The organism is Nonomuraea sp. NPDC048882 (assembly GCF_040649755.1).
In the GTDB taxonomy this organism is placed as follows: domain Bacteria; phylum Actinomycetota; class Actinomycetes; order Streptosporangiales; family Streptosporangiaceae; genus Nonomuraea; species Nonomuraea maheshkhaliensis.
In genome coordinates, this window is the sequence record NZ_JBEZGB010000015.1 from 142,536 (window position 1) to 169,428 (window position 26,893).

30 protein-coding genes and 1 pseudogene are annotated in these 26,893 nt (G+C 71.0%); 9 read left to right on the forward strand and 22 right to left on the reverse strand.

Annotated elements, in window-relative coordinates:
* Window positions 1-36: 36 nt before the first annotated feature.
* The 5 genes from AB0C27_RS41870 to AB0C27_RS41890 all read right to left on the reverse strand — a co-directional run bounded on the left by AB0C27_RS41870 (window position 37) and on the right by AB0C27_RS41890 (window position 4,763).
* The gene (locus tag AB0C27_RS41870) at window positions 37-807 is read right to left on the reverse strand and encodes an IclR family transcriptional regulator (protein WP_357856772.1); all 771 of its coding nucleotides are present in this window, start codon (window positions 805-807) and stop codon (window positions 37-39) included.
* An 80-nt stretch (window positions 808-887) separates the two neighbouring features.
* Window positions 888-2,177: an FAD-dependent oxidoreductase gene (locus AB0C27_RS41875; protein WP_357856775.1), complete on the reverse strand. Its 1,290-nt coding sequence runs from the start codon at window positions 2,175-2,177 to the stop codon at window positions 888-890.
* A complete protein-coding gene (locus tag AB0C27_RS41880) occupies window positions 2,174-2,797 on the reverse strand; it encodes a maleylpyruvate isomerase N-terminal domain-containing protein (RefSeq protein ID WP_357856779.1) in 624 nt (207 codons plus the stop codon). Before AB0C27_RS41880 ends, AB0C27_RS41875 begins: the two co-directional genes overlap by 4 nt.
* A complete protein-coding gene (locus tag AB0C27_RS41885) occupies window positions 2,794-3,627 on the reverse strand; it encodes a fumarylacetoacetate hydrolase family protein (protein ID WP_357856782.1) in 834 nt (277 codons plus the stop codon). Before AB0C27_RS41885 ends, AB0C27_RS41880 begins: the two co-directional genes overlap by 4 nt.
* Window positions 3,627-4,763: a cupin domain-containing protein gene (locus AB0C27_RS41890; protein WP_357856785.1), complete on the reverse strand. Its 1,137-nt coding sequence runs from the start codon at window positions 4,761-4,763 to the stop codon at window positions 3,627-3,629. Before AB0C27_RS41890 ends, AB0C27_RS41885 begins: the two co-directional genes overlap by 1 nt.
* Window positions 4,764-4,830: 67 nt before the next feature.
* Between AB0C27_RS41890 and AB0C27_RS41895 the strand changes: the two genes are divergently transcribed.
* A complete protein-coding gene (locus AB0C27_RS41895) occupies window positions 4,831-5,613 on the forward strand; it encodes an IclR family transcriptional regulator (protein WP_357856788.1) in 783 nt (260 codons plus the stop codon).
* A 9-nt stretch (window positions 5,614-5,622) separates the two neighbouring features.
* Here the strand turns inward: AB0C27_RS41895 and AB0C27_RS41900 are convergent, their stop codons facing one another.
* The 3 genes from AB0C27_RS41900 to AB0C27_RS41910 all read right to left on the reverse strand — a co-directional run bounded on the left by AB0C27_RS41900 (window position 5,623) and on the right by AB0C27_RS41910 (window position 7,765).
* Window positions 5,623-5,931 carry a hypothetical protein gene (locus AB0C27_RS41900; RefSeq protein WP_357856791.1) on the reverse strand — a complete coding sequence of 103 codons (309 nt, stop codon included), beginning with the start codon at window positions 5,929-5,931 and terminating at the stop codon, window positions 5,623-5,625.
* A gap of 73 nt (window positions 5,932-6,004) precedes the next feature.
* Window positions 6,005-7,018 carry a helix-turn-helix domain-containing protein gene (locus AB0C27_RS41905; RefSeq protein WP_357856794.1) on the reverse strand — a complete coding sequence of 338 codons (1,014 nt, stop codon included), beginning with the start codon at window positions 7,016-7,018 and terminating at the stop codon, window positions 6,005-6,007.
* Window positions 7,019-7,207: 189 nt separating this feature from the next.
* Window positions 7,208-7,765 (reverse strand): zinc-binding dehydrogenase, encoded by a 558-nt coding sequence (locus AB0C27_RS41910; RefSeq protein WP_357856797.1) that lies wholly within the window; start codon window positions 7,763-7,765, stop codon window positions 7,208-7,210.
* 120 nt (window positions 7,766-7,885) lie between these two features.
* Here AB0C27_RS41910 and AB0C27_RS41915 point away from each other — a divergent pair, with 120 nt between their 5' ends.
* Window positions 7,886-8,449, forward strand: a complete 564-nt coding sequence (locus tag AB0C27_RS41915) for a TetR/AcrR family transcriptional regulator (RefSeq protein WP_357856799.1) — start codon at window positions 7,886-7,888, stop codon at window positions 8,447-8,449.
* Between the two features lie 100 nt (window positions 8,450-8,549).
* Here the strand turns inward: AB0C27_RS41915 and AB0C27_RS41920 are convergent, their stop codons facing one another.
* Window positions 8,550-8,786, reverse strand: a complete 237-nt coding sequence (locus AB0C27_RS41920) for a hypothetical protein (protein ID WP_357856802.1) — start codon at window positions 8,784-8,786, stop codon at window positions 8,550-8,552.
* A gap of 31 nt (window positions 8,787-8,817) precedes the next feature.
* Here AB0C27_RS41920 and AB0C27_RS41925 point away from each other — a divergent pair, with 31 nt between their 5' ends.
* Window positions 8,818-9,942, forward strand: a complete 1,125-nt coding sequence (locus AB0C27_RS41925; protein ID WP_357856805.1) for a hypothetical protein — start codon at window positions 8,818-8,820, stop codon at window positions 9,940-9,942.
* 107 nt (window positions 9,943-10,049) lie between these two features.
* Window positions 10,050-10,526, forward strand: a complete 477-nt coding sequence (locus tag AB0C27_RS41930) for a hypothetical protein (protein ID WP_357856807.1) — start codon at window positions 10,050-10,052, stop codon at window positions 10,524-10,526.
* Window positions 10,527-10,657: 131 nt separating this feature from the next.
* On the opposite strand, the gene AB0C27_RS41935 is transcribed toward AB0C27_RS41930, so the two are convergent.
* The 4 genes and pseudogenes from AB0C27_RS41935 to AB0C27_RS41950 all read right to left on the reverse strand — a co-directional run bounded on the left by AB0C27_RS41935 (window position 10,658) and on the right by AB0C27_RS41950 (window position 14,014).
* Entirely contained in the window at window positions 10,658-10,822 is a 165-nt protein-coding gene (locus AB0C27_RS41935; protein ID WP_357856810.1) for a LuxR C-terminal-related transcriptional regulator, read from the reverse strand.
* Between the two features lie 193 nt (window positions 10,823-11,015).
* Window positions 11,016-11,303, reverse strand: a pseudogene (locus AB0C27_RS41940) (response regulator transcription factor); the annotation flags it as partial.
* Window positions 11,300-13,297 (reverse strand): histidine kinase, encoded by a 1,998-nt coding sequence (locus AB0C27_RS41945; RefSeq protein ID WP_357856813.1) that lies wholly within the window; start codon window positions 13,295-13,297, stop codon window positions 11,300-11,302. The gene AB0C27_RS41945 and the pseudogene AB0C27_RS41940, both read right to left, overlap by 4 nt.
* A 69-nt stretch (window positions 13,298-13,366) precedes the next feature.
* The gene (locus AB0C27_RS41950; RefSeq protein WP_357856816.1) at window positions 13,367-14,014 is read right to left on the reverse strand and encodes a hypothetical protein; all 648 of its coding nucleotides are present in this window, start codon (window positions 14,012-14,014) and stop codon (window positions 13,367-13,369) included.
* A gap of 220 nt (window positions 14,015-14,234) precedes the next feature.
* On the opposite strand from AB0C27_RS41950, the gene AB0C27_RS41955 reads away from it, so the two are divergent.
* Complete coding sequence (locus AB0C27_RS41955) at window positions 14,235-14,753, forward strand: RICIN domain-containing protein (protein ID WP_357856819.1); 519 nt, start codon at window positions 14,235-14,237, stop codon at window positions 14,751-14,753.
* 238 nt (window positions 14,754-14,991) lie between these two features.
* Here AB0C27_RS41955 and AB0C27_RS41960 read toward each other — a convergent pair whose 3' ends face one another.
* A complete protein-coding gene (locus tag AB0C27_RS41960; RefSeq protein ID WP_357856821.1) occupies window positions 14,992-15,357 on the reverse strand; it encodes a hypothetical protein in 366 nt (121 codons plus the stop codon).
* A gap of 49 nt (window positions 15,358-15,406) precedes the next feature.
* On the reverse strand, window positions 15,407-15,949 hold the full coding sequence (locus AB0C27_RS41965; RefSeq protein WP_357856824.1) for a hypothetical protein: 543 nt from the start codon (window positions 15,947-15,949) through the stop codon (window positions 15,407-15,409).
* 145 nt (window positions 15,950-16,094) lie between these two features.
* On the opposite strand from AB0C27_RS41965, the gene AB0C27_RS41970 reads away from it, so the two are divergent.
* On the forward strand, window positions 16,095-16,841 hold the full coding sequence (locus AB0C27_RS41970; RefSeq protein WP_357856827.1) for an alpha/beta fold hydrolase: 747 nt from the start codon (window positions 16,095-16,097) through the stop codon (window positions 16,839-16,841).
* Between the two features lie 74 nt (window positions 16,842-16,915).
* On the opposite strand, the gene AB0C27_RS41975 is transcribed toward AB0C27_RS41970, so the two are convergent.
* Both AB0C27_RS41975 and AB0C27_RS41980 read right to left on the reverse strand, forming a co-directional pair.
* Entirely contained in the window at window positions 16,916-17,728 is an 813-nt protein-coding gene (locus AB0C27_RS41975; RefSeq protein WP_357856829.1) for a PIG-L family deacetylase, read from the reverse strand.
* A 53-nt stretch (window positions 17,729-17,781) separates the two neighbouring features.
* Window positions 17,782-18,480 (reverse strand): methyltransferase domain-containing protein, encoded by a 699-nt coding sequence (locus tag AB0C27_RS41980; RefSeq protein ID WP_357856831.1) that lies wholly within the window; start codon window positions 18,478-18,480, stop codon window positions 17,782-17,784.
* A gap of 341 nt (window positions 18,481-18,821) precedes the next feature.
* On the opposite strand from AB0C27_RS41980, the gene AB0C27_RS41985 reads away from it, so the two are divergent.
* Window positions 18,822-19,490 carry a response regulator transcription factor gene (locus AB0C27_RS41985; protein WP_357856834.1) on the forward strand — a complete coding sequence of 223 codons (669 nt, stop codon included), beginning with the start codon at window positions 18,822-18,824 and terminating at the stop codon, window positions 19,488-19,490.
* Window positions 19,487-20,878 (forward strand): HAMP domain-containing sensor histidine kinase, encoded by a 1,392-nt coding sequence (locus AB0C27_RS41990; RefSeq protein WP_357856836.1) that lies wholly within the window; start codon window positions 19,487-19,489, stop codon window positions 20,876-20,878. The genes AB0C27_RS41985 and AB0C27_RS41990 overlap by 4 nt, the downstream gene beginning before the upstream one ends.
* Window positions 20,879-21,025: 147 nt before the next feature.
* Here AB0C27_RS41990 and AB0C27_RS41995 read toward each other — a convergent pair whose 3' ends face one another.
* Together AB0C27_RS41995 and AB0C27_RS42000 are read right to left on the reverse strand one after the other, a co-directional pair.
* Window positions 21,026-21,514, reverse strand: a complete 489-nt coding sequence (locus tag AB0C27_RS41995; RefSeq protein ID WP_357856839.1) for a hypothetical protein — start codon at window positions 21,512-21,514, stop codon at window positions 21,026-21,028.
* A 47-nt stretch (window positions 21,515-21,561) separates the two neighbouring features.
* Window positions 21,562-22,080, reverse strand: a complete 519-nt coding sequence (locus AB0C27_RS42000) for a nuclear transport factor 2 family protein (protein ID WP_357856842.1) — start codon at window positions 22,078-22,080, stop codon at window positions 21,562-21,564.
* A gap of 237 nt (window positions 22,081-22,317) precedes the next feature.
* Here AB0C27_RS42000 and AB0C27_RS42005 point away from each other — a divergent pair, with 237 nt between their 5' ends.
* Entirely contained in the window at window positions 22,318-24,474 is a 2,157-nt protein-coding gene (locus AB0C27_RS42005) for an NACHT domain-containing protein (protein ID WP_357856845.1), read from the forward strand.
* Window positions 24,475-24,512: 38 nt separating this feature from the next.
* On the opposite strand, the gene AB0C27_RS42010 is transcribed toward AB0C27_RS42005, so the two are convergent.
* From AB0C27_RS42010 to AB0C27_RS42020, 3 genes are all read right to left on the reverse strand, one after another.
* The gene (locus tag AB0C27_RS42010) at window positions 24,513-25,256 is read right to left on the reverse strand and encodes a DUF6193 family natural product biosynthesis protein (protein WP_357856848.1); all 744 of its coding nucleotides are present in this window, start codon (window positions 25,254-25,256) and stop codon (window positions 24,513-24,515) included.
* Entirely contained in the window at window positions 25,253-25,885 is a 633-nt protein-coding gene (locus AB0C27_RS42015; protein WP_357856850.1) for a hypothetical protein, read from the reverse strand. Before AB0C27_RS42015 ends, AB0C27_RS42010 begins: the two co-directional genes overlap by 4 nt.
* Before the next feature lie 179 nt (window positions 25,886-26,064).
* Window positions 26,065-26,868: a CPBP family intramembrane glutamic endopeptidase gene (locus AB0C27_RS42020; protein WP_357856853.1), complete on the reverse strand. Its 804-nt coding sequence runs from the start codon at window positions 26,866-26,868 to the stop codon at window positions 26,065-26,067.
* Window positions 26,869-26,893: the final 25 nt, after the last annotated feature.

Sequence of the window (26,893 nt, forward strand, 5' to 3'; positions counted from 1 at the left end):
CGTCCGCCCGGCGGGGGCGGTGCGGGTGTGGTGTGGTTATCCGCGTCCGGCCAGGCGGGCGGCGGCGGCGTGCAGCCGCTGGACGTGGGCCTTCTCCAGGGCCGGGCTCCAGCGGGAGTCGGGTGCGGCGATGCTCAGGCCGCCGAGCAGGTCGCCGCCGGGGTCGACGACGGCGACGCCGACGGAGCAGACGCCCAGCTCGACCTCGCCCCGGTTGCGGGCGTAGCCGCGGGCCCGGGTCCTGGCCAGCTCGCGCAGGAGGGTTTCGTGGGCGGTCGCGTCGTGGTCGCCGAGCTGGGCGGGGGCGCCGTAGCGGGCGCTGACCCACTCGTCGCTCTCGGCGGCGAGCATGGCGCGGCCGATGCTGGTGTCGCGGGCGGGCATGGTGCGGCCCTGCCGGCCGGTGACCCGCAGCGCGCGGGTGCTCTCCACGACGTCGATGTAGCGCACGTCGGTGCCGTCGAGGACGGCGAAGTGCGCCGTCTCGCCGCTCTCCTTGGCCAGGTGGGCGAGGGTGGGGCGGATCTCGCGGGCGACGTCGAAGCGGATGCCGGTGTCGCGGCGCAGGTCGAGGAGGTAGGGGCCGGCCCGGTAGCTGCGGGTGCGGGGGTCTTGCACCGCGAACCCGCGGTAGACGAACATCGCGAGCAGGCGGTGGGCGGTGGACTGGCCGACGTCGAGCCGGGCCCTGACCTCCGACAGCTTCACCTCGGGGCTCTCGGCGAGCATCTGGATGAGGCTGAGCGCGCGGTCCACCGATGCGATGGGATACGGCGGTGCGGGCCGTTCCCTGTCCGCTCCCGTCATGTGGACGAACGCTACCGGCCCGGTGAACGGGGGCGCAAACGCCCGTCAGAGCGCCAGCTCAGCTCGCCGCCGGCCTCCCGTCAGGTCTGCGCGAGTGTCACGGACGACAGCGGGATCACCGGGTACATCGGCGGTTCCTCCTCGGGGACGAGCGCGGTCGGCCCGTAGATCCAGTCGGTGTAGGTGTAGTCGTGCGGCCGGCGGGCCCGCAGGATCGTGTTGCGGCGCAGGCGGGGCTCGCCGTCGAGGTGCCACAGGTCGCCCCAGGCGCGCGCGGTGAGCACGACGCGGCGGCAGTGCTCGGGCCGTACGGCCTCGTAGGCGGCCAGCGCGGCGGCCCAGTCGACCCGGCCCGTCGCGTCCCGTTGGCGGGCGACGTGCTCGGCGAGCACCCAGCCGTCCTCGATCGCCATGATCGCGCCCTGTGCCATGTACTGCAGCGGCGGGTGGGCCGCGTCGCCGAGCAGCGCGATGCGGCCGTGAACCCAGGTCATGATCGGGTCGCGGTCGTACATGCGCCACCAGCGGTCCCGCCACATCAGCGGGATCCCCGAGCGCACCACGGGGGCGGTGGCGGCGAACGCGGCGTCCAGTTCGTCCGGCGTGCCCCACTCCTGTTCGCCGGCCAGCGCTTTGGGTGAGCGGAAGACGGCGACCTGGTTGAGCAGGTCGCCGCCGCGCAGCCCGTAGCGGACGAAGTGGCAGCCGGGGCCGACGTACACGACGACCTCGGACAGGTTGACGTCGCCGGGCGACATCTCCTCCATCGGGACGGTGGCGCGGTAGGCGACGTAGGCGGAGCTGACCGGTTCGTCGTCGACGAGCAGTTTGCGGGCGACCGAGTGCAGGCCGTCGGCGGCGATCACGACCGGCGCCCGCATGACGCGGCCGTCGGCGAGTTTCACCTCCGCGCCCTTCCTTCCGCAGGGTGCGGTGGTGTTGGCGTAGCCGTCGACGCGGTGGTCGGTGAGCAGGTCCACGCCGGCGCGCCGGCAGGCGCGCAGGAACAGGCCGTGCAGGTCGCTGCGGTGGATCACCATGTACGGGGAGCCGTAGGCGCGTTCGAGGTCGGTCAGGTCGAGCCGGGTGAGCTCGCTGCCGTCCAGGGCGTCGCGCATGACCATGCCGGTCGGCAGGAGGCCGAGTGACTTGGCCTCCTCCAGCAGGCCGTACTCGGCCAGGATCCGGGTGCAGTTGGGCGCGATCTGGATGCCTGCGCCGACCTCGCCGAACTCCTTCGCCTGCTCCAGCACGCGGACCTTGAGGTCCTTGCGGGTCAGGGCGTAGGCCGTGGACAGCCCGCCGATGCCGCCGCCGACGACCAGCACATCCACCTCACCGGCCCCGATACCGGCCGGGTCGCTGCTCACAGCCACGCTCCCAGCTCGGGCGCGCCGGTCAGCCGGTGCGGGCGTCCGGTCAGCCAGGCGGCGCGTTCGGCCAGAGGTCCTTCGACGGGCGGCACGCCGCCGCGCTGGGCGGCGACGTCGGCGCACAGCGCCTCCAGGTAGGCGGGCGGCAGGTCGGCGAAGGCGACGCCGAGACCGAGATCGACGGTGTGCACGTAGACCTCGCGGGCGCGCAGCCACGGCACTTCGGTGGCCGGCACGGTACGGCCCTGCGCGGTGACGACCTCGGCCGCCCACTGCCGCTCGCTCAGCGCCGCCGACGCCTCGGCCAGGGCGGTCGCGGAGCGGCGCAGCCAGGTCTCCAAGCCGGCGGCCGGCATCCGCACGCCGCGTTCGATCCCGGCGGCGCGCTCGGCGGGGGAGGCGTACATCGGCGTGGGCTCGCCGGTGGCCGCCCAGCGCACGAGGTTGCCGAGCGCGTCGGCGTTGGCGGCGACGTGGGCGAGCACGTGCCCGCGGGTCCAGCCCGGCAGCAGGCTGGGCCGCGCGTACTGTGCCTCGTCCAGCCCGGCCACCGTGCCGAGGAGCAGCTTGGTGCCGTCGTCCGCCCAGCGCCGGGCGTCGGCGAAACTCCGCCTCACGGCCGCACCACCACCTGGTTGACGCAGGCGCCGATGCCCTCGACCTCCGTCACGACGCTCTCGCCTCCGGTGAGGTACACCTTCGGGTCGCGGGCATGGCCGACGCCGGCGGGGGTGCCGGTGGCGATCAGGTCGCCGGGGTTGAGCCGTACGACGGTGGAGACGTAACGCACCAGGTGCACGGGGTCGAAGAGCAGCGTGGCGGTGTCGTCCTCCTGCATGAGGCGGCCGCCGACGGTGGTGCGCACCGTCAGTGCCGGGCGGACGCCGCCGGGGAGCTCGTCGGGGGTCACGACGTACGGGCCCACCGGGGTGGAGGAGTCCCAGATCTTGCCCTGGGTCCACTCGACGGTGCGGAACTGCCAGTCGCGTACCGACACGTCGTTCATGACGGTGAATCCGGCGATGGCCGCGGCGGCCTCCTGCTCGCCGGCGCGGCGCACGGGCCGGCCGATCACCACGGCGAGCTCGACCTCCCAGTCGAGCGCGTCGGTCTCGGGAGGCTTGACGATGTCGTCGCGCGCGCCGATCAGGGAGTCGGCGAACTTGGGGAACAGCGTCGGGTACGCCGGCAGCTCGCGGCCCATCTCCTTGATGTGCCCGGTGTAGTTGTGGCCGACGCAGATCACCTTCGACGGGCGCGGCACCACGGGCGCGAAGTCGGCGCCTTCGGCGTCGTAGGCGGGGCCGGTCGCGGCCGCGGCGGCCCGCTCCCAGCCGGGATCGGCCAGGAAGGCGCCGAGATCCTCGGCGGCGAGGTCGACCAGCGTGCCGCCGTCGAGCTTCACGGCGCGGGTGCCGCCGGGGGTGCGGATGGTGGCCAGCCTCATCAGGCGTTCCCTCTCCGGTCGAGCCGCAGCGCCTCGAAGACGGGCGAGTCGGAGAAGCGGAACAGGTCCATCGCGCCGGAGTCCGAATCGGCGGACCCCGCCTCCGACCGTACGGAGAACGGCTCCCAGGAGGGCACCACGAACAGGTCGCCGCGGGTGACCGACCAGGTCGTCTCGCCGACGGTGACCGTTCCCGCGCCGTTGAAGACCTGGTAGACGCTCGATCCGGTCTCCCGGACCGGGGCGGTCTCGGCGCCGCGCACGACGCGGTGCATCTCGGCGCGGATGGTGGACAGCACGTCGCCGCCCGTCGCGGGGTTGGCGAAGCGGACCGCGGCGTGGCCCGGCTCGACCGTCCCGCCGTACCCCTCGGCCTCAAGAGTGAGCTGGTCGGCGAGCGCGGCGTCGGTGAACTCCCACTTGTAGGCCAGCAGCGGCGAGTCCCCGGCGGGGGCCGGCGTCGCCGAGAGCGGGCGCAGGCCGGGGTGGCCCCACAGGCGCTCAGAACGGCTCCGCTCGGGGGTGGTGCGTTCGGCGCCGGGCAGCTCGTCGCGGCCGAACTCGAAGAACTGCGCCTCGGTGACGTACTGGAACGGGATGTCCAGGCCGTCGAGCCAGGCCATGGGCTCGGTGGTGGCGTTGTGGTGGGCGTGCCAGTTCCAGCCCGCCTGCGGCAGGAAGTCGCCCCGGTTCATCGGCACGGGGTCGCCGTCGACCACCGTCCACACGCCCGAGCCCTCGACCACGAACCGGAAGGCGTGCTGGGTGTGGCGGTGCTCGGGGGCGTCCTCGCCGGGCATCAGGTACTGGATCGCGGCCCACAGCGTCGGAGTGGCGAACGGGCGGCCTCCCAGCGACGGGTTGGCCAGGGCGATCGCGCGGCGCTCGCCGCCGCGGCCGACCGGCACGATCTCGCCGGCGCGGGCCGCGAGCTTGAGCAGGGTGTCCCAGTGCCACAGGTGCGCCACCGCCCGCGAGCGCGGGTGGGCCGGCATCAGGTCGCCGATCTCCGTCCACAGCGGGACCAGCAGTTCCTCCTCGAAACCGCGGTAGAGCTCTTGCAGGGCGGGCGTGACGTCGGGCTGGTCGGGGGCCGAGACGGCCTGCAGCCGGACCGGGGTTCGTATCGTGCTCATATGTGAGAGAGTGCTGGATATCCCACCATATAGAACAACATATTCTTCTGTGCAGAACGGAGATCCGGTGGACAAGCCGCTGAAGACCCCACCGGCGTACGCGGTCGCCAGCGTCGACCACGCGCTGAGAATCGCGACGATGCTGCAGCTCGAAGGCGCCCTGACCGTCTCGGAGGCGGCCGGGCGGCTCGGCGTGGCCCGCTCGACCGCGCACCGGCTGCTGCAGATGCTCGTCTACCGCGACTTCGCCGTCCAGGACGAACGGCACCGCTACCACGCCGGCCCCGTGCTCCAGCTCGCCGAGCACTCGCGCTCGCGCACCTCGCAGCTGCGCGCGACCGCCCTGCCGCACCTGCGCCGCCTGGTCGACGCCGTGCGGGAGTCGGCCAACCTGACCATCCGCACCGGCGACACGGCCCGGTTCATCGCCAGCGTCGAATGCGATCAGGCGCTGCGCGTCGGCAACCGGGAGGGCATGGTCTTCCCCGCCCACCAGACCACGGCGGGCCTGCTGCTGCTGGCCGAGCTCGGCGCCGAGGAGGTCGACGCCGTCTACGCCCCCGACCGGTACGCCGAGCAGCCGTCCGCCCGCCCCGACCTGACCCGGCTCAAGAGCGAGCTCACCCGCATCAGGCGGGCCGGGTTCGTGGTCAACCAGGGCCGCTCCGAGCACGGCGTCGTCGCCGTCGGCGTCCCCGTGCGCGACGACCAGGGGGTGGCGGTGGCGGGCCTGTCGATCTCGATGCCGAGCGTCCGCTACCAGCACACCGAGCTGCCCGCCCTCGTGGCGACCCTCCAGGCCGCCGCCCGCCGGCTGGAGGCGGACCTGGCCATGGCCACGGCCCTGTGACGCCGCGGGCTAGTTCCTGTGCTCCCCGCGGCCGTCCGAGGTCTCCTCGCTGGACAGGCACTGGGCTCGGGACGGGCCCTCGCCGACCCGCTCCCAGACGCCGTATCTGGTCACGTACGTCGAATGGCCGATCCGGTAGCAGCGCACCACGGCCCGGAACGATCCCGATCCCTTGGTGCAGTTGTACCAGTAGGCGTTGTCCCGATACAGGTCGCTGCAGCCCGAGGGGGCCGCGTGCGCGGCGCTCGCGGGCGCGATCAGCGCCGCGGCCATCAGCGCGCCGACCCCGGCGATCTTGAGGGTTTCACGGAGATTCATGGCTCGACCTTCGCAGGAGCGGCCGGCGCGCACTTGCCCGCGAGCGCACGGGCCTTGCCTCAGAGCGCAGCACTCAGCGCGCCACGGCCTCATGCTCGCGGACCAGCCGCCGGTAGGCCGCGGGGGAGACGTCGTAGGCGCGCTGGAAGACGCGGTTGAAGTGGGACGGGCTGGTGAATCCCCAGCGGGCGGCGACGGCCTGGACGGCAAGGTGCCGCAGGAGGGGGTCGGCCAGGTCGCGGCGGCAGCGTTCGAGCCGGCGTTCGCGGATCCAGCCGCCGACGGTGAGCCCCGCGTTCTGGAAGAGCTTGTGCAGGTGACGCACCGAGATGTAGTGGCCGGCGGCGATGACCGAGGGCGTCAGCCCGGGGTCGCCCAGCCGCTCCTCGACGAAGGACTTGACGCGCAGCAGGAGCACCTCGCCGGGGTCGGCCTGGTAGGCGGAGGCGTCCCGGCCGAGCCGCTGGCCCAGCAGGGCCGCGACCAGGTCCAGCACGATGGACGACAGCCGGGCCAGGTCGCGGGCCGGCCACTCGGGCTGGGCGATGAGGCGGCGCAGCAGCCCGGCGAGCAGCGGGCCGACGCCCTCGTGCCCCGGTAAAGGCACCGCGAGCAGGGGTTCGACCATGGCGGCGGGCAGTGGCAGCGCCTGGTGCGGAAAGCGCAGGATCATCCCCTCGGCCACCTCGCCGCGATGCTCGTGCGACGGGGCGGGGCCTTGGCTCACCGTCCAGGCGAGAAAGCTGCGGGAGGTGTCGTAGAGCACCAGCTCGCCGGGCTCCAGGCGGGTGTCGCGCCGGTTCTGCCACACGCCCGACCGGCCCCGTACGGTCACGGCCAGCTGGTAGAGGTCGGCGTCGGAGCGCCGGATGTGGCTCGCGCCCCTGCGCGCGTCGAAGGACACGCAGCGCACCTGGGACAGCTGGGCCAGGCCGAGATCGAGGCCGCGCATCTCGGCCCAGAAGTCCTCGGCCCGATCGCTGGTGGCGTCCACCGACACCACCGACTCCGCGACGGCCTGCCACCAGAAGTCGAACCGCTCGCGCACCGGCACGTCGTCGAGCTGAAGAACGGAGACGGACGGCACCGCTTTCCTCCCAGGACGAAAGCCCGCGGTGCTCGCGGGCGCCCAGGCCCCCATCGGCCGCACGATGGCTCCCAGCCGGCCGCACGATCAGGCTAACCTCCGGCCGCGAGCCCGCGCGCGCCAATTTCGGCTCCGCCCGGCCTGCGCCCGGCGACGGTGTGAGGGGACGGCGTGGACGAGGCCGGCGCGTCAGGCCGCCGGCGGGTGCAGGACGATCTTGCCGACGTGCCGGCGCCGTGAAAGTTCCCGCTGGGCCGCGGCCGCCTCGCCGAGCGGGTAGACCGCGGCGATGACAGGCCGGATCTCCCCCTGGCGGGCCAGATCCATGAGGAGGTCGAAGTGCGCGGGCGTGTGCATCGACGATCCGATCAGCTGGATGTTGTGCAGGTACAGGCGGCGTACGTCGAAGCTCACGCCGTGCCCGCCGAGCGCGCCGGCGACCACCCACCGGCCGCCCTCGCGCAGCAGCGGCAGGCCATCACCCACCAGGTCGCCCGCGACCACGTCCAGCGCGACGTCGATGCCGTCCGGGGCGGCCGCGCGGATCTGGGCGGGCAGATCGCGGGCCCGGTCCAGGACGCTGTGCGCTCCGGCGGCGCGTACGGCGTCCATCTTGGCCGCGCTGCTGACGGCGAGCACCCGCGCGCCGCGCGCACGGGCGAGCTGCACCGCGGCCAGCCCCACGCCTCCTGAGGCCCCCGAGACCAGGACGGTCTGCCCCCGCTGGAGGCGGCCCCTCTCGATCATCCCGAGCGCGGTCCCGTAGGCGGTGGTCGGCGTCGTAGATGGCCGGGTCGACGACGACGCGGCGGCCGATCAGCGCCTCGTCCGCCCGCGGCCCGACGGCCGTGATGCGGCCGGCGCATCGTGGCCGCGGCCGAGGAGCTCTTCTACAACAACGGGATCACGCCCGTGGGAGTGGACCTGATCGCTGAGCGGGCCGGCGTGACCAAGCGGACCCTCTACAACCAGTTCGGCTCGAAGGACGACCTCGTCGCGGCCTACCTCGCCGGGCGCGATCGGCGCTGGCGATCCCTCGTCTCCTCGGCCGTCGGCGCGTGCGCCGATCCGGTCGAGGCGGTCACCGCTCCCTTCGACGCGCTGCGGAGCTGGAGCGAGAGCAACGACCGCGGCTGCGCGTTCATGAATGCCCTGGCCGAACTGCCGGACCCCGCGCATCCCGCCCACCGCGTCGCCGCGGAGCAGAAGCTCTGGCTGCTGCACCTCTTCGAGGAACTCGCCGCCGCGGCGGGCTGCCAGGACCCGGCCGTGCTCGCCACCCGGCTGCTCGTGCTGCACGAAGGCGCGCTCGCGACCCAGCCGCTCCCTCTCGACACCCTCCCAGAAAGCACCGCTCTCGCGCGGGGCCTCGTACGAGCCGCCCTGGCGACCGGCCGGCCCCCACGCCGGGAGACAACCATCGGCCGGTGACCCGCAACCTGCGGCCGTAACGGCGCGGGACGGCCGGTGCCGGACGTGCCGGCCTGAGTTCGCCACGAGAGGAAGCGGCCCTGATCGGCCGGCCCCGCGATCAGGTCCGGGGTGCGATGCGGTACGCCCGGATGACCGTCTGCTCGACGGCGTTGCCCGCGGTGTCGACGGCCTTGGCGCACAACGAGGCGAATCCCTCCATGGCCGGATGGTTCACCACGACCTGGCCCTTGCGGATCGGGGCCGGCTTCCAGATGGCGCCGTCGTCGAAGGAGATCTCTGCGGCCAGGTCGCGTACCGCGCCGGCGGCCGAGCCCCGCTGCCGCTCCACGCGCACCGGAACCGCGTACGTCTCGCCGCTGGGCGCGGTGTTGCGGGCGTCCAGTGCGGGGGAGAAGCGGACGACGGAGACCAGCAGCGGCCGGCCGTCCCCGGTGCGCTCGGAGCGGAACGTCCAGGCGGTCGAGGCGCGGGTCGACGGGGTCGTACGCGGTGAGCTCCGTGATCAGGCCTGCGGAGTCCGTCCGGTGCAGCGTGGTGAGGTGGCCGGCGCTCGGGCGGCCGTCGCGGCCGGTGTGCATGAGGGTCAGCGCGTACGCCTCCCGCTCGTTCTCCACCGCCAGCGGCGTGCTCACCCGGACGTCGCCACCGGCGGCGACGAGGTGCCCGCCGAGGTAGCCCGCCGCCGCCGCGGTGGCGGCGGTGACCGAGACGACGGCCTGTCCGCCCGCGGGCGCCGTCACCGTCGCCGGACTCACCGTGAACGGCCGCGCCTCGCCCTGGCCCTCCACCGACAGCTCCAGCGTCATCGGGACGGTGCCGTCCAGGCCCGCGCCCTGAAGGACGAGGCGGCCTGGCGTGCCGACGGCTCTCCGGCCACGTGGGCCTACCGCACGGAAGGCATGAAGATCCGCCTGTCCACCCGTCCGGGCAAGGGCACTCTGCACCCGGTGGAGGAGGATGTGCCCGCGTTCCGGCTGGGCGAGAAGAACGTCACGTACGAGCAGCTCCAGACGCTGCAGACGGATGCCGAGGCGCTCAGGAAGCAGCTGGCCGCCGAGGTCAGCGCCTGGATCGACGAAGCCGCAGAAGAGGCCAAGACCACCACTCCGAAGGCCACGAAGAACGAGTGGTTGGTCAACTTCGACCGGTATGTCGCCGGGAGGGCGATCGATCTCCTGTACACGGTCCCGGTGCCCGACAAGGCCAGGGCCGGCGCGTACCAGGTGCTCAAGACCACCAAGGGCGTCACCGACCTCGGCCGGGCCAAGGACCCGCTGGGCCGCCCCGGCCAGAAGTTCGCCCTGCCCGTCCCGGTCAACGAGAAGTCGGTGCTCAAGCAGCAGTACGTCGTGGACACCAAGACCATGATCCTGCTGGCCGAGTACACCGACCTCAAGCACGGCGGCAAGCCGATGCTCGGCAAGTCCGGCGTACAGACGATCAAGGCCGGCTGGACGAACGACAAGCCCACCGCCCCAGGCACGAACTGACCTTCACCGCGGCCCCGGCGTCCGCGCCGGGGCCACCCCGGATCCGCGACCCTGGTCTCCGCACGAGGGGCGACGGCCATGCGCCGCGATAGGCGATCATGGACCTCATGCCGCCCCCCGCGTCCACCTCACCCGGACGATCGCGCATCACCCGAAGGCTCGGTTGCCTGGCCTGGCTGCTGATGCCGTTCGTGCTGCTCTGGGCGCTGGCCAAGACGCCCGAGTGGATCAACGACTTCGAACTCGCCCGGATGGCCGACCGTGTCAAGGCGTATCCGCGGCCGCCCGGAACGACCTTCGGCGACTTCGGCCCGCAGACGAAGGTACGCGGCGGCGACTCCGGCGACTGCCGGTACACCATCCGCTTCGGCCTCGACGTGGACCTGCCGGTGGAGCAGGTGCTGAACCACTACCGCCAGGCGAAGATCGAGGACCCCGACGGACAACTCGGCGACTACGAGGTCTGGGCCTGGGCTGTGGTGGACGAGCCGGGCGGTGAGGCAGCGGAGGACTCCGCTCCGTCCTCCTTGATCATCGACCTGGACGGCACGCTGAACGGCGGGCTGGACCTGCGCTGCATGTAAGATCCGGTTGGCCTCGGCCATATTGCGGGCGAACCGGGCGGACTTGGTCACGGTGAAGACCTCCCTGCCGGCCCGAGGCATCGCCTCCCAGGCGGGTGAAATGATCACCGAGGAGCTGGGCCGGTTCGTCGTCACCGTTGCGAGTCACCCAGACCGGCGGCGCGGGCGCGGTCGACGGCTTCGGCGCGGGAGGTGGCGTTGAGCTTGGCGAGGATGGTGGAGATGTAGTTGCGCACGGTCTTGGCGGTCAGCCCGGCGCGCTCGGCGATGGCGGGATTGGTGTACCCCGCCGCCACAAGCTCCAGGATGTCGTGTTCGCGTGGGGTCAGTTCGGGGAAGGGCTGCCGCCGCGGATCGCGGGCGGGCGATCTGGCTGGTCAGGTGCTGGGCCGCCACAGGGCTGAGGATGGCGTGGCCGGCGGCGGCGGCTCGTACGGCGCGCAGCAGCTCCTCGCGATCCGTGCCCTTGATGAGGTAGCCGCGGGCTCCGGCTCTGAGCGCCGCGAGCACCGAGGCGCTGTCGTCGTACATCGTGACGATGAGGATGTTGGTGCCGGGAAGTTCGGCGAGGATGCGGCGGGTCGCCTCGACGCCGTTCAGGCCGGGCATGGTGATGTCCATGAGAACCACGTCGGGTCGCAGCCGGCGGGTCAGTTCGACGGCCTCCTCCCCGGAGCCGGCCTCGCCGACCAGCTCGGTCTCCGGGTCGGAGGCGAGGACGGCGCGTAGTCCGTACCGGAAGATCGGGTGATCGTCGGCGAGCAGGATCCGGATCATGTGCTCTCCTCGGCCAGCGGCAGGCGAGCGGCGACCCGGGTGCCGCCGGCGTCGCTGGTGACGGTGATGACGCCGCCGAGTTCTTCGGCGCGTTCGCGCATCGACGCGGTGCCGACACCGGGGCGGCTGGAGGGGTTGATGCCGGTGCCGTCGTCGGCCACCAGGAGTTCGGCGGCGTGCTCGGCGGCGTTCAGTTCGATCAGGCACGAGCCGGCGCCGGAGTGCCGGATGACGTTGGTGACGGCTTCCTGCGCGATCCGGTAGACGGCGACCTCGACGGCGGCGGGCATCGCCGGCGGTTCCGGGACGCGCACGGTGGTGGCCAGGCCCGCCTGCTCGGCACCCTCCGCCAGGTGGGCCAGGGCGCCGGCGAGGCCGAGCTCGTCCAGGGCGGGGGGACGGAGCATGCGCGCCAGGCGGCGTACCTCCTCCAATGTCTGCCTGCTCTGATCCTTCAACGCGCGCATCAGTTTGTCCGCGGCGGCGGCGTCGGTGGCCATGACGGCGTGGGCGGCGTCGACGGTCAGCGCGAGACCGCTCAACGCGGGGCCGAGGGAGTCGTGCAGGTCGCGGCGGATCCTGCGGCGCTCCTCCTCTCGCGCGAGGACGAGGTTCTCGCGGGTCTTCTGCAGGTCGGTGGCGAGCCGGCGGATGCGCAGGGATTCCTGGGCGGCGAACACCGCCGCGCCGCAGTGGCGGGCGAGGTCGGCGAGCAGCCGCAGGTCCCTGGCGGACAGGTTGTCGCCGGGGGTGGCGACGACGAGCCGGCCGAACGATGCGCCCCGGTGGCCGATCTCGAAACTCTCCGTGGCGCCCGCGGGTCTCCCGGTGCTGGCGACGATCTCGTGGTCGAGTTCGAGGGCCGTGTAGGGGGCCTTGAGCGTGCGGGCGACGGTCTCGACGATGGCGGGGGCGATCTCCTCGGGCCGGGCAAGGCTGCCGAGCTGCTGCCCCAGCCTGCTGAGCACGACGTACGGATCGCCGCGCTCGCCGTACACCAAGCGGTTGACGTGCCGCTGGACCCGCTCGCGCAGGGGACTGAAGGCCAGCGCCACCGCGGCTGCCGCGACGACCGTCAGCAACCCGCCGGTGCCATCGGCCCACAGCGCGCCGATGCCGCCGACGACCGCCGCGTAAGCGGCCACCACAAAGGCGGTCAGGACGCCGTAGACCAGCGCCCGATTGATCCAGACGTCCAGGTCGAACAGCCGGTGACGCAGCACCGCGATCGCCACCGCCGTGGGGATCAGCGCCATCAGCGCGGCCGTGAGCAGACCGATGAGGACGAACGCGATCAGCCCGCGGGCGCTGGCCTCGTAGTACAGGGCGCCCAGGGGACTCACGTTGAGCGTGAGCGCGAACAGGAACCACAGGGCGATCGCCACCATCAGCCACTTGGCCTGCTGTCTCTCGACCGGTCCGGAAACCCGGAGATAGCGGTGGAGCTGGGCGGCGACGCAGGTCCCGACCAGGACCAGGACGATGAAGGCGTCCACCGCCTGCGATCCTCCTCCGACCCCGGCCAGACCCAGCGCCAGGTAGACGGCCCACGCCGCAGCCGGCCAGCGGCTCCAGGCGGGGACGAAGCGACCGTCGGGGAAGACGTACGCCACAGGGAACAACGCGATCCAGGCCAGGCCCTGCACGCCACGGGCCACACCATCGAGTTCGGGATGTAAAGCGGCCACGACCAGCGGCGCCTCGCTGCCCCCCGTCGCGAACAGGACGAGCGTGAAGCCCAGATAGAGGCCGAACCACGACGTCCCGTGGCGCAGGATCAACGTCGCGGACGTCACGGCGGCGGCCGTCACGATGACCCCGGGCAGGGCCACCAGGGCGGCCCACGACTCGATCGGCATGCCCCACGCGTCGAGGACCGCGCGCCCCCGCGGTGTGGACCACGGTGCGAATGCGACCTCCGGCAGCCGGGCCGCCTCGACGATCCACATCACCAGCCCGGCGGCGTACATGACGAGCACGAGGCCCGTGAGCATGAGCACGACGGCGCGGCCGACACGTCGCGCGTCGGCCGCAAGGCACCTGCCATACACCGGTGCAGCCCCTTACTCGATGCGGCCACGCCAGGCGAACCAGGCGATCGTGACCAGTGTCGCCATGAAGACCGCGTGGACGACATCGTAAACGACACCCGCGCCGGCGGCGATCATCGCGATCTGGCTCAGCGGCACCGCGGCCGCCAGCCACCGAGGCACCGCGCGAGAGCGCCACAGAGCGGCCCCGAGCACGGCGAAGCCCACCACGGACAGCAGGAATCCGATCGCCTGGATGCCGAAGACCCGTCCCGAGTCGGACTGGAAGGCGTCGAACAGCGCACGGCCGGCGGTCGCGTCGGACGTCAGATACCAGTCGACGGCGCCGATGGCGAAGAAACCGGCGCAGAACAGCACCCCGGCCAGGCCGGTGAGCACGGCGGCGACCGTTGCGAGGGCCGCGCCCCTGTGACGGACGAGCAGGCAGGCGGCGAGGCCGGCGGCGATGTGGGCGACGGCCGTTCCCACCCCTCCCAGCAGGCTGAACAGCCACACGGCGTCGCGCTCGGCCCGCATCGTGGCGAACGTGCCGAAGTCGAGCGCCGGGACCGGGCGCAGGAGGAGATCGGCCGCGGCCGTGACGGCGCCGGCGCAGAGCAGCACGGCGACGACGCCGGTGCGGCTCGATCGAGTGGTTCGTGAGGGGGCGAGGGTTTCCATAGGGCTCTCCCTTGTTCCGGCGGGAGCCTCAATGTCGCGTTCCCGCCGTCCCTGGTTCCAGAGACGTCAGGTCCCAGCGGGATCAGGGACGTCATGTCCCATGAGGGGCATTCGTCCCTGGTTGCGGAAGGGACATCTCGCCTCTGGGCGCTGGGACGCCGGGATCGCGACTCTGAGAGCACCCGCCAGCCGGCGGCCACAACCCCGGAAGGACACTCCCATGCGCAGAATCCGCCTGACCGCCTCGCTGACCGTGCTGTGCGCGATGACCGGAGCCCTCGCGGCGACGGCGGTCCCCGCTCACGCCGCACCCGCGTACTACAAGTTCGTCGCGGAGCACAGCGGCAAGTGCCTCGATGTACTGGGGGGGAGCACCCGGCACGCCAGCCCGACACATCAGTGGCGGTGCCTGGGCCAAGTGCTCAGCCAGCAGTGGGAGGCCCGCAGGTTCGACGACGGGGCGTACGTGTTCATCGCCAGGCACAGCGGCAAGTGCCTGGACGTCGCCTATGCGAGCACCGCGAACGCGGCAGCCGTGGTCCAGGCGACCTGCCGCTTCACGAACAACCAGCGGTGGCGGATCAAGACCAACGCCGACGGCACCAAGCGGGTCATCGCCAAGCACAGCGGTCTGTGCCTGGACGTGGCCAACGTGGACCCCGCCGACGGCGCCAGGGTGGTCCAGGCCCGGTGCTGGGGCGGGGAGAACCAGAGCTGGCACGTCAGCAGGGTCGGCTAGCGGGATGGCGGCCAGGAGGGCGCCGGGGTGGCCGGCGCCCAGCGCCCGCTCAGAGGCCGCACGGGCGCGGGCGGGTACGTCGATCGGGCCGCTGATGGCGCCGGACGCTGCCGGCACCGCGTGACTCGCCGCGAACTGTCGTCCTCTCGCACTATTGTCGCGTGTGCGGCGTCGGCAGTCCGCCGGGGTGATGACGCTTCTGGGGTACGGCAGAGAAGCGGGCACGGGGCAGGCGGAGTCAGCGAGCGAAGATGGTCTGGGCAGGGCCGCAGGTCATGGACTCCCACGCCGTCCACCGGCAGACAGACGCGCCGATGTGAGTGATCTCCTCGACCGGCCTGTCAAGGTACGTCCGGAACGGTGTCGTAGTCTCCAACGCCGCCGGCGAGCAGGCAGGCTCCGAGTACGACCACTGCGTGATGTTATACCCGGCGCCCGCAGGCTGGTAGCTGGTCTCGATGAAGGCCCTGGCGCACTGGCCGGCGTAGGCCCAGATCTCCCCGCTGACCACGCCGTTCTCGTACGTCCCTGACATCGAGGCGAGGTAGGTCGGGTGGTACAGAGGACCCCAGAACACTAGAAACAGTGCCACGAGCTTTGTCATGGTCAACAGCGTCAGGGATCACCGGCGGCGCCGCTTGAGTAGGGCGTACTCAACTCAGGTCCGCCGGGCCGTGAGCCGAGGGCGGACGCGTCGCGCTCCAGACATCGCGTAGCGGTCGCATGCCCTCCTCGACGTAGTCGGCGATGGAGCCGGTGCCGCCGTCGAGATGCCACTGCTCGAGCGCGGCGAAGTAGCCGAAGGCGAGGGCGTTCGCGAGCACCCGGGCCTGCGTCGGGCTCAGACCGCAGGTCTCGGCGAGCAGCGGTGCGATCCGCCCGCCCGCCCGGTCGAGCGTGGCGCAGACGGCCATGCGCACCGACGGCTCGGCGAAGAAGTAAGGAACCCTGCGCCAGGGGCCGTTCTGTACAGAGGGCTCGGATGCGCCCTCTGACATGGCTTCGTACGCGCGGATGGCCTGGAGCAGGCTGCCGACCGGATCACCGGGGTCGAGGAGCTCTTTGATCGTCTCCAGGCTCATGCTGTCGAACTCGTCGACGACCAGGATCCGCACCTCGGCCTTCGCGAACGGGCGATCGCCTGCCTGACCGTGGACGTCTTCTACCAGACGCTGGGCCGGTCGATGCGCCTGCACGCCGCCTTGGCGCGGGCGGACGGGCCACCGAGGAGACCTTCCGTGACCTGATCCGCGGCGTGGCGGAGTTCGGGCTCGCCCGAGCCTGGGCGGCCGCGGCGGCTCTGCTTCCTCAGCGGGGCCACGGCGCCGAGGACTGACGCCCATGGATCCCTCATCCCGCCGGCGGCGCTGGCCGCGATGGCTCGCGGGCCTGGTCGCGCTGCTGGTGGCCGGGGTTCAGGTGATCGCGTACGTGTGGCAGCCGCCCGCCGTACGGGGATACCGCTCGCCGTACCTGAGCCGCGTCCACTCCCTGTACGCCGACACCTCCGTGGCTCGCTTCCACTACACCAGAACCGGACGAGGCGCACCGGTGGTGCTGATCGCGGGCGGCGCCCAGTGGCAGTACTCCTATCGCGATGCCATCCCCGCCCTGGCCAGGAACCACACGGTCTACGCCGTCGACCTGCCGAGCCAGGGCTCCACCCGCGCGGCGCGGAACTTCACGTACACGATCCCGGCCATGGCGGAGGCCATCAGAGCCTTCCTCGACGCGATGGGCTTGACGAAGGCGTCGCTGGTCGGTCACTCGTGGGGCGACGCCTGGACCCTCTCCTTCGCCGAGCGCCACCCGGAGCGGGTCGACAAGCTCGTGCTCCTGGACTCGCCCGGCCTGAACAAGGAACTCGCCTCGCAGACGGCGGTGTTCGGCGTGCCGGTGGTGGGGGAGGCCGTGGTGAAGCTGATGCGCCGCGCGGACTTCGAGACGAGCCTGCGCTCCGCGTTCGCTCACCAGGAACGGGTCGCCGCGGAGGTGGTCGACGAGAACTGGGCCTGGATGTCCAGGCTCGAACAGCGAGAAGCCTTCGTCAAGCTCGTCTGCAGCCAGGATTACGCCCCCGCGGCCTGAGCAGGCGTGCCTGAGGACTGTCCGGTGTTCGGGTGAGTTCCGTGTTCGGGTGTGGTCGCCTCAAGCGCTCAAGATCAAGGTTCTGAAAGGGTGGTCTGCGAGGTGCCGGTGTAGGAGACGCGTCGATACCACTCGTTCGCCAGCATCTGAGCGCGGGCCTGCTCCGGCAGTGACGTGAGCAAGGTCATCGACGCACCACGCCCGACCTCGGACTCGTGCGCATGCATCGCCGACCACTTGCGCTCGGCCCACTGCCCGACATCGAGGTGGGTGGTGACCTGCTCGTCGGGGACGCCTGGCAGCTTCTGCTCCGGTTCAGGAAGCGTTCCGAACACTGCCTGCCATTGTGACACCACGACGGACCGCGGGATGGTCGCCAGGTAGAGGGCGCGTGGCCTCCAGGGATCGCCCACGTCCGGGTAGAGCTGGTCATACCCCGCCGCTTCGACCGCGGCCATGGTCACCCGGTGTACCTGCACGTGATCCGGATTTCCGTACGAGCCGTAGCCGTCATAGGTGAGCACGACATCGGGCCTGAACTCCCTGATGTGCTCGACGACCCGTCTGACCGCCTCGTCGAATGGCACGTCCAGAAAACGTGGGCTGCCGGGCGCGGATTCCGGCTTGCGGGCGTCGGCGTAGCCGAGCAACCTCGGTCTGCCGGCGCCGAGGATGTCCAGAGAACGCTCCAGCTCTGCGGCCCGCTGGGTTCCCTGGGTCCACGTACACGTGACGACGGCGGTCCTGGCGCCCTCGTCGGCGTACTTGGCCAGGGTTCCACCGGTCCAGATCGCCTCGTCGTCCGGATGCGCATGCACGCATAGAACCCGCATATCCACTTGCACCTCCAAAGTGATCAACGGCCGGTAACCGTTGCGCCCACGCACCCATTCCAGGTGGTCGCGTGGCGGGCCTGTCCGCCCGGCGACCTCTCACGTGATCATGAACGTGGAGGCGGATCCGCGGTCGCGGGCGCGTCCCAGATCATGGCGTGCGGGCCCACATTACGGAAGCGGGCGGTGGGGAAGACCTCCCGGTAGATCCGCTCGAACTGTTCCCGGCTGAGGTAGCGGTCGCTGACCCGATGATCCAGCCATGCTCCGGTGGACAGCAGGAAGATCTCCCACGCCTGCGCCGGGTCCCGCCGGACGAGGTTGCGGAGGAGCTTGCGTACCGCGCCTCCGTAGAGCCACCAACGCGGGTTGGCGGGTCGCGGCGAGACGGTGTCGACGAGCACGGCCCGCCCGCCGGGTGCGACCAGCGTTTTGATGTGGTGCAAGGCGGCCCGTAGGTCAGGAACATGGTGCAAGGTCGCGACACTGAGCACGAGGTCGTAACGGCCCATGCCCCCGACGTCGAGAAGATCTGCTTGCCGGTAAGTGATGTTGTCCCGGGCGCGTTTGGCCTGGGCCAGGTCGATCATCGGACCGGAAAGGTCGACGGCGTCGACGTGCGCGAACCGCTCAGCGAGACCCACCGTGTGCTTGCCGGTGCCGCAGCCCAGGTCCAGCGCCCGCCGGCCGCCGGCCGGCAGGACTTCCGGCAGCCACTTCCTCAGGTTGTCGCCCTGAAGCTCGTGCAGACGCTCGTAGTCCTGAGCGACCCGGTCGAAGGATTGCGCGTCGGCGCGGCTGGTCATCTGTGATCTCCTGTCAGCGCCCGGGCGATCTGCGGCACCTGCCCAGGACGAGTACCCAGGCGCCGGAGATGCGCCGTACGCGCCAGCAGGCGAACCGCCCCAGGCGACAGCAACGTGGACAAGATAAGCTCCAAGGCGAAAGACTGGATCAGAGGCAGGCGGCCGGGCTGGGGCCGCGCCCGTTCCAAGCATGAGGCCGCCCGGCGCCCGGCGGCCTTCGCGGCGGACCTTTCACACGCAACTCCCATGAAGGCACGCCGCTGCGCGAGGATCCCCCAACTGCGAGGAGAAGCATCATTCTCGAACCAGCCAACCCGCCGGTCAGAGCGGCCAAGCTGCTCGTGGCGGACGACGAACCCGCCATCCTGGACGCCGTCTCCCGCTACCTGCGCCACATCGGGCACGAGGTGCGCACCGCCACCACCGCGCTGCAGGCGCTCACCGCGGCCCGCACGTTCATGCCGGAGCTGATCCTGCTCGACGTGATGCTGCCCGACCTGGACGGCTTCGAAGTGCTGCGCCGTATCCGCGCCGACGAACTCGAGGTCGCGGTGGTGTTCCTGACCGCCCGGGGCAGCCGCAAGGACGTGGTCGCCGGGCTGGCCGCGGGCGGTGACGACTACATCGCCAAGCCGTTCGGCCTGGACGAGGTCACCGCCCGGGTGGACGCGGTGCTGCGCCGCACGCGGGGACGGCAGCCCGACGACCACGTGCTCCGGGTGGACGACCTGACGCTGGACACCAGGAGCTACACGGTGCGGCGCGGCGATGTGCCGATCGAGCTGTCGCCCACCGAATACCGGCTGCTGCGCTACCTGATGCTGCACGCCGGACGGGTACTGACCCGGGCACAACTCCTGGAGCACGTCTGGAGTTACGACTTCGGCGGCGACGACACCGTGGTGGCCACCTACATCAGCTATCTACGCCGCAAGATCGACACGTTGGGGCCGCCGCTGATCCACACGCGGAGAGGCGTCGGCTACTGCCTGCGGTCCGCCGCGTCATGAGCCGTCCTGCCCGGCAACCGTTGCGGCTCCGCCTGACCGTACTCGTGGTCGGCCTGTGCGTGCTGGTGCTCGCGGTGACCGGATCGGCCACACTCGTCGTCCTGATCGGCTCACTGCACCAGCGGGTGGACGCCCAGCTTGCCACCACCGTCTCCGGCCTGCGCGCGCTGGCCACCATCGAGCACGACCTTCCCGGCCGGCTGATCCCTCCCGAGCGCACCTCCTTCGGCAGTCTCTACCTCGCCGTCCTGGAGCCGGGCAGAACTCCCCGCGGCCCCGGCCCGGCGCTCGCCCTGCCGCTTCCCGTCCCGGGAGAACTGGTGACCGTGCCAGGCACCGGTCCGGGCGCGGCGCGCAGCTACCGGGTGATGACCACCCTGCTCGCCGGCGGGCACGTGGGGGTGATCGGGCTGAGCCTGGACGAGACCGAGGACGCCGTCCATGCCATGGTCGCCGTCGTCGTCATCGTCGAAGTGCTCGGAGTCGCGATCCTGGGCCTGCTCAGCGCCTGGATCGTGCGCCGCGAGCTGCGTCCGCTGGAGAGCTCGGCGCGTACGGCGGACCTCATCGCCGCCGGAGACCTCACCCATCGTCTGAGCCGGTCCGGCGAACCACCGCTGAGCACCCGCACCGAGGTCGGCCGCCTGGCCGCCGCCCTGGACCGTATGCTCGACCAGATCCAGGCCGCTTTCGAGGCGCGCGACACCTCCGAAGGCAGGCTGCGGCAGTTCGTCGCCGACGCCTCCCACGAACTGCGCACTCCGCTCCAGTCCATTCGCGCCTACGCAGAGCTCTACCTCAGCGACGCTCTGCCGGACGCCGCCGCCGAGCGTGAGGCGGTCGAGCGGATGCACGCCGAGGCGCGGCGCATGGCCAGGCTGGTGCAGTCGCTGCTACAACTCGCCCGCTTCGACCAAGAGCACGAGACCGACTTCCAGGCCTTCGACCTGACCAGCGTCGTCCTGGACTGCTGTCGCGACGCCGCCGCGGTCGAGCCCGGGCGGCCGCTGACCTGGGACATCCACGAACGCATCACACTCGTAGGCGACGAGGAGCAGCTCAGCCAACTCGTCGGCAACCTGCTCGGCAACGTACGCATGCACACGCCCCCCGGCGTCTCCTGCCACCTTGACCTGGCCCTGGAAGGCGATGAGGTGGTGCTACGAGTGACCGATCAAGGGCCGGGCATTCCTGATGAGGCCCTGCCGCACGTGTTCGACCGCTTCTACCGGGCCGACAAGAGCCGCAGCCGGGCGAGCGGCGGCAGCGGGCTCGGCTTGGCCATCGTGGCGGCCATCGCCGATGCGCACCGCGGCCGCGTCCACATCGACAGCCCAGACGGGCAGGGGACCCGCATCGAGGTACGTCTGCCACACTGCATGCGATGACGAGGGCTAACGCCAATGCCGGAAAGTCAAGGGCTTGGAGCGGCTGTCAACAAGGGTTCTGTAAGGAGGAACGCATGCGCAGCACGTAGGCCTGCCCGTGCTGGTGCGGAAACAGGCGCAGCTTGGTGCAGGCGGACGCCGTCGGCGTCAGCCAGCAGGCTGATGGCGGGATGGGCCACCACCCGCCGGTTCGGGCCCGGCTGGCAGCCTGCCGGGGACCGGGTCGGCGGCGATCGCCGCGATGCGGGGATCGCGGCCGGCGACGGCGCGCATGTCGGCGTCCAGCAGGTCCTCAGGCGTCACGGGACGGGGCGGCAGCGGACGCAGCTGGACGCACAAGTGCTCCCGCCGCAGCCAGGAGCCGTCCACCCGCACCCCGGACAGTTCCCCGCCGACGGCCGGCGCCGCGCCGAACCCGTGCCGCCCAGCCAGCAGGATGTCGTCGGCCAGGTCGTCGTAAGCCTCACCTTCGGCGTCCTCCCACGTGGCAGGACGGGCGGTGGCCGGGTCGCCGCCGATACCGCGGACCAGGCCGGCGAAGGCGTCGTCCGTCGCGCCGGTCCTGATCCAGGTCAGGCAGCCGTGGCCGGGGAACAGGGGTTGTGACCGTTCGTAGGCGCTGAGGGAAACGTCCATGCCGGCCATGATCGTCACATCAGGCCAGGAGCGCTACGAACAGATCATCACTCGCGACCGGGAGCACGCGTATCAGCGTCACGTGGTCGGCAGGCGTCGGCGATGCCGTGGGGGTCCCAATAGAAGGGGCGGCATTCGAGCATGCGTCCGTTCCTTACCGTGATCAGTTGCACGATCAATGTGTCGACTTCCTGGCCGGTGGCACGGGCGCGAAGGCGCACCCGGTTCCGCACGACCACGGTGTCCTCGTCACCCCAATGCTCCTGCTCCAAGAACTCCATCGACTCCCACACCTCACTGAACCGGGCCAGAAAGCGCTCCATGCCGTCGTGACCGCGCCAGGTACCGGTGCCGGTGAAAGGCAGTCCGGGGGCCTGATGCAAGATCACCTCTGGGTCCAGGTGAGCGGCGACCTGGTCGTAGCTCGCCTTGCCGAATCCACCTGCGGCCACATACGCGGCCTCGGCCTCGTAGAACTTCCGCATCACCGCCCAAGCATCGGCCGGCGACCGCTCATCTGCCCTCGGTCCGCCGGCCTGATCCGTTGTCATGTCCGCTGTGCTCATGGCGCCAGCATCGCCGACCGGGACGGGTTCCCACTCGCGGCCATCAGACCTCTAACCCGATGCTGACGAGGGTGGCCATGGCGTGCAACGGCAGAGCGCCCCGGCGCCGGTGTGTGCGGCGAGCGTCGGAAGGGGGCGAATGCTTTTCCGGCCGCCCGATCGGATTTCCGAATAATCGCCGATCGATTTGCAATTCCTTTACGGCGGGGCCGGTTTTTCGGATTTTATCGACCTCGGGTGTGGCATTATCAGCCCCACTCCGTCGTCGAAAATCCCCATACTGGAGTTATGGCAGCACGTTATTGGCGACATCCCAATGCCAGTCATCGCGCACTGAGATGGGGCGTTGTTCTCCTGGTCCTGGCAGGCGTCGGCGCGTATCAGGTAAACCAGGCCGATCTCAGCAAAGAGGCCGCAGGTGGCGTTATCGTGGCCTTGATAGGCGGTGCCTGGATGGCGGGCGAGAAACTGTGGCCGCTGTTCGTCTGGTGGCGTAAACGTGGGGCGCCGTCTCGCGGGCCGACGTCCGACGAGGTAAGAACCGCCAAGGACATCCTGGCCGGGCTGGTGGCCCAGCAGTGGTTCGAGGAAATGGCGCTGCGTTCGCTGGGCGATCCCGCCCCGATGCCCGTGCCCTGGAGCTCGACCGAGCGGCGCGAACTGGCCGACCACCCCGAGATCATCGCCAGGGGAACCGTGGCCTTTCCGGGGTTGGCGGTGCACATCGCGGACCTGGCACGCAACTTCCGTGCCCTGCGCTGCCGCCGCCTGGTCATCCTCGGCGATCCGGGCACCGGCAAGACGACCCTGGCCGTGCAGATGATGCTCGAGCTGCTGCGCACCCGGCGACCGGATGAGCCCGTGCCCGTGCTGCTGTCGGCCGCCCGCTGGGACAGCCAGAGGCACCCGCGGCTGCAGGAGTGGCTGACCGCCAGCCTGGCCATGAACTATCCCGCGCTGCTCGCCGAAGGCCTGGGCCCGGACATTCCGGAGACGCTCGTGGCCCGCGGCGAGGTGCTGCCCGTCCTCGACGGTTTGGACGAACTGCCCGACCAGGCCCGCGCGGACATGCTGACCGCGCTAAACCGGTCGATGTGCGACAAGCACCAGCTCATCCTCACCTGCCGTACGACGCAGTTCGCCGCCGCGGTAGACAAGATCGGGGACGTGCTCACGGCGGCGGCCGTGATCGAACCTCACGTCATGTCGCCCGCTGTGGCGGCCGACTATCTGGAAGCATGCCTTCCACCGGTGCCACGTCCCGCCTGGCCGCCGATCCTGGAGGCGTTGCGTTCCGGCACTGCCCCCGCCCTGGCGCAGATCACCTCCACACCGCTGGGACTGTGGCTGGTGCGGGCCACCTACATCGCACCCGGAGTGGACCCGTCGCGGCTGCTGGAGCTCGGGCGCGGCGGCACAGCAGAGCTCTACGACCACCTCTGCGATCAGCTCATCCCCGCCCTGGTGAGCACGCTGCCGCCGGCCGACGGCCCGGTCCAGCCCTTCCGCCCGCAGCACGCCTGGTCCCCGGAGCAGGTCGGCCACTGGCTGACCTACCTGTCCCGCCAGCTCAGCCGCGATCCCAGCGACCAGCGGGACATGGCCTGGTGGCACGTGGCCCGCTACACCTCGAGCCGACCCGTTCAGGTGGGAGCCGGCGTCGTGATCGGGATCCTGGCCGGGACGGGCGCCCTGCTGCTGACCAAGCTGCTTCACGCCGGCGCGTCGATCGGAGTGCTGTTCGCGCTCGGGGTCGCCATCTGGATCGGATCCTGGTTCACCGAGCCGCCGGGTCATGCGGACTTCCACCTCCGCGGCAGGCTCCCGGAGCTGCTCAGCATCGGCAGGGACGCGCTGATCATCGCGACCCTCGCGGGCCTGGTCAGCGCTCTGACGACCTTCGCGATAAGGCCCGATCTGAAAGCCGCGCTGATGGGAGCGTGGGCATACGCTGTGCTGGCCGGGGTCGGCTACCTCCTCGTGTACGGTCTGATCCGCTGGGTCGAACGCCCCACCACCGGCACGACCGCCAGGTCTCCGCAATCGACCTGGCGGGCCGACCGGAACCTGACCTTCATCCGGATCCTCGCCGGCCTCGGTGCGGGGCTCGCGCTCAGCGTCGTCGGGCTGATGGCAAAACAGCTCTGGAGTCTGGTGATCGCAGCAGGGCTGGTGCTGGGCCTCCTGATCGGGCTCCTGCTCGGCAAGCACCACGCCTGGCTGGCCTACATACTGACGATTCCCCGCCTGGCCACCAAGGGCCGGCTGCCTCTGCGGGCCATGGACTTCCTCGACGACGCCCACCGCCTCGGCCTGCTGCGTACCGAGGGACCGTACTACCAGTTCCGGCACGTCGAACTGCAGGAGCATCTCGCGCGCCAGCCGGAGCGGTGAACCGTTGGGACGCGATGACGTGTCGGTGCCGGTTGATGTCAGGAGTCCTGCGCGGGGTCTTCAAGGGAGGTCTGCAGGAGGTCCGCGGGGATTCTGCCGACGGCGATGGAGACCGCTTCGGCGGGTGTGGGGATCTGCATCGGGTCGGAGTCGTCGCGCTCGCCGCGGATGGTGTAGCCACCGGCTCCTCGTGGTGCGTCGATCCAGGCGAAGGGCCGGGAGAACGGGTAGTCGGGGGTGCTGGAGAAGCCCAGTGTCCAGTGGCTGGTGTAGGGGTGGAGCCGTCGCAGCGCGGGTTCGGCGTAGGCGGCCTCGATGAGTGCTCGGTACGCGGGCCAGTCGGCGTCGCGGGAGTGTTTGAGCAGGTACTGCCACTCTGAGGCGATGACGGCGGCGGGGTTGTTGTCGGGGACCTCGAAACGTCCGGTCAGGAGGTCGAAGGGCGCAGCCTGGTCGATCTCGTCGAGACCGGCTCCTTCGGCCCAGCCACGAATCACTTCGGGAAGCTCACGCATGTCCTCGGTGTCACCGCAGATCATGAGTCTGCCGTTGGACGAACCCCAGATGGTCCAGCGCCGTTCGTGATGCCACGCCGTCACGTAGGACGAGTGGCGATGCGGGACGACGCCGGCGATCGTGGCATGGCGGAGCGGATCAGAGGAAGTGACGGCCAGGGGCAGGAACAGGCCCTGGTCGGCGGCTGCGGCGTGGAGCGCCGCGGCGAGGCTGCCGTGGGCGGCCACGTCCGGATAGAGGACGGCCGGGTCGGGTTCGTGGCTCATAAGCTTCCTAACAGAGGCGACGTCGTGGCTACCTGAAGGTGCCGGGCCACGGTCAGCAGGTCGCGAGTGCGGAAGTATTCCACCGGGTCGTCGTGGTGGAGCGCGGGTTGCAGACGGGCATCGAGCTGGTCGATGCAGCCGGCCAGCAGCCGTCGCTGCCCAGGGGGTGGATGACCGTCCGTTTCGAGGCAGGTCTGCACGCATGCACGGAGGTCGTGTGCGGGCTTGTCATCGTCGGTGAGCAGGCTCGGCAGCCGTCGCCGGTGCCAGAAGAGCACGGCATGCAGCGCCGCCTCCCGGTGCGCTCCGTACCAGTGCGTCGGGGTGTACGGATTGACGTCGCAGGGGTGGGGGCTTCGCTGACCGCGCCGCTTGGCCTCTCGTCGGGCGGCCGCGTAGGCACGCTTGGCCTCCTGCCAGGCCGAGCGGCTGTCCTCCAGCATCGCCAGGGCCCGCAGCAGGGCGGCCTCATCGGTGCGGAACGGCCCGGCTTCGGCGTGCAGGAAACTCAGGGTCGCCTCGAAGCCGATCGGCCGATAGAGCTGTACGCACGAGCGCAGCGCAGATATCCGCCGCCGGTGGGGCAGGGCGGGATCACGCACCTTGCGGGCGAAGTTGCCGAAGCTCATCTGCTCGTGCCCCGAGTCCGCTTCAGCATCCGGCAGGCGGTGGCGCGGACGACGGAGAAGACCTCCATGAGCTCACCGTACGCTGTCGGCCTGGGCCGCCGCCTCCGGATCGTGCATGATCATGACGACCGCGCATGCGCCATCTCACCTCCGGCATCTCCCCGAACCCTCCCTGAGACTCATCGCATCCCCCTGGCATGATCGGCGCCGCGAACCTCGCTCTTCCTACGCCCTCTCAGCAAGAGCAGCGCGGTGACGGAGAGCGTGCAGACGAGGGTGACGAGCTGGAGGCCGTAGTGGATGTCCTGGGTCGGCAGCAGCATGTTGCCGGTGTGGAGTCCGACATGCACGCCGACCGCCATCCACACCGTCCCCGTACGGACCCGCGCCGCCCCGCAGGCGAAGCCGAGCGCGATCGCCTGGACCACGTAGAGCAGGCGTTCGGCGAGAGTGTCCGCCGCGCTCTGCGAGATGATGTGCAACGCGCCGAACACCACGGACGTCACCAGCAGCACGGCCCTCGGCGACAACCGATCCGCCAGCGTGTCGAACAGGTGCCCCCGCCACAGCAGCTCTTCCGGAAACGCCTGGCCGAGCAGGGCCAAGGCGATCGCGAGCGGCAGATAGGGCAGCCCAGGGCCCAGTTGATCCCACGGCACCCAGGTGGCCACGCCGAGCATCACCGATACCGCACTGGAAGCGGCCACCGCGGCCGCGCCTGCCAGGAGGCCCGCCAGAAGGTGCGGCACCGCCTGCCGCGATCGCGCGAGCCCCACATCGCGCCACGGGCGGTGGTAGAGGAAGCGGCGTACCAGATAGATCAGCCCGAGCGAGGCCAGCGTGATCCCGGCCGTGCCGAGCGGCCGGTAGAGGGGGTGACCGGGGTCCAGCAGCAGAGTCACGGGTGCGGAACCGCCGATCACCTGGGCGAACATGACGGCGACCGCGACCAGCACGACCCAGACGGGGTGGGTGATTCTCATGGAAGCCCACGCTAGGAAGCCGGGG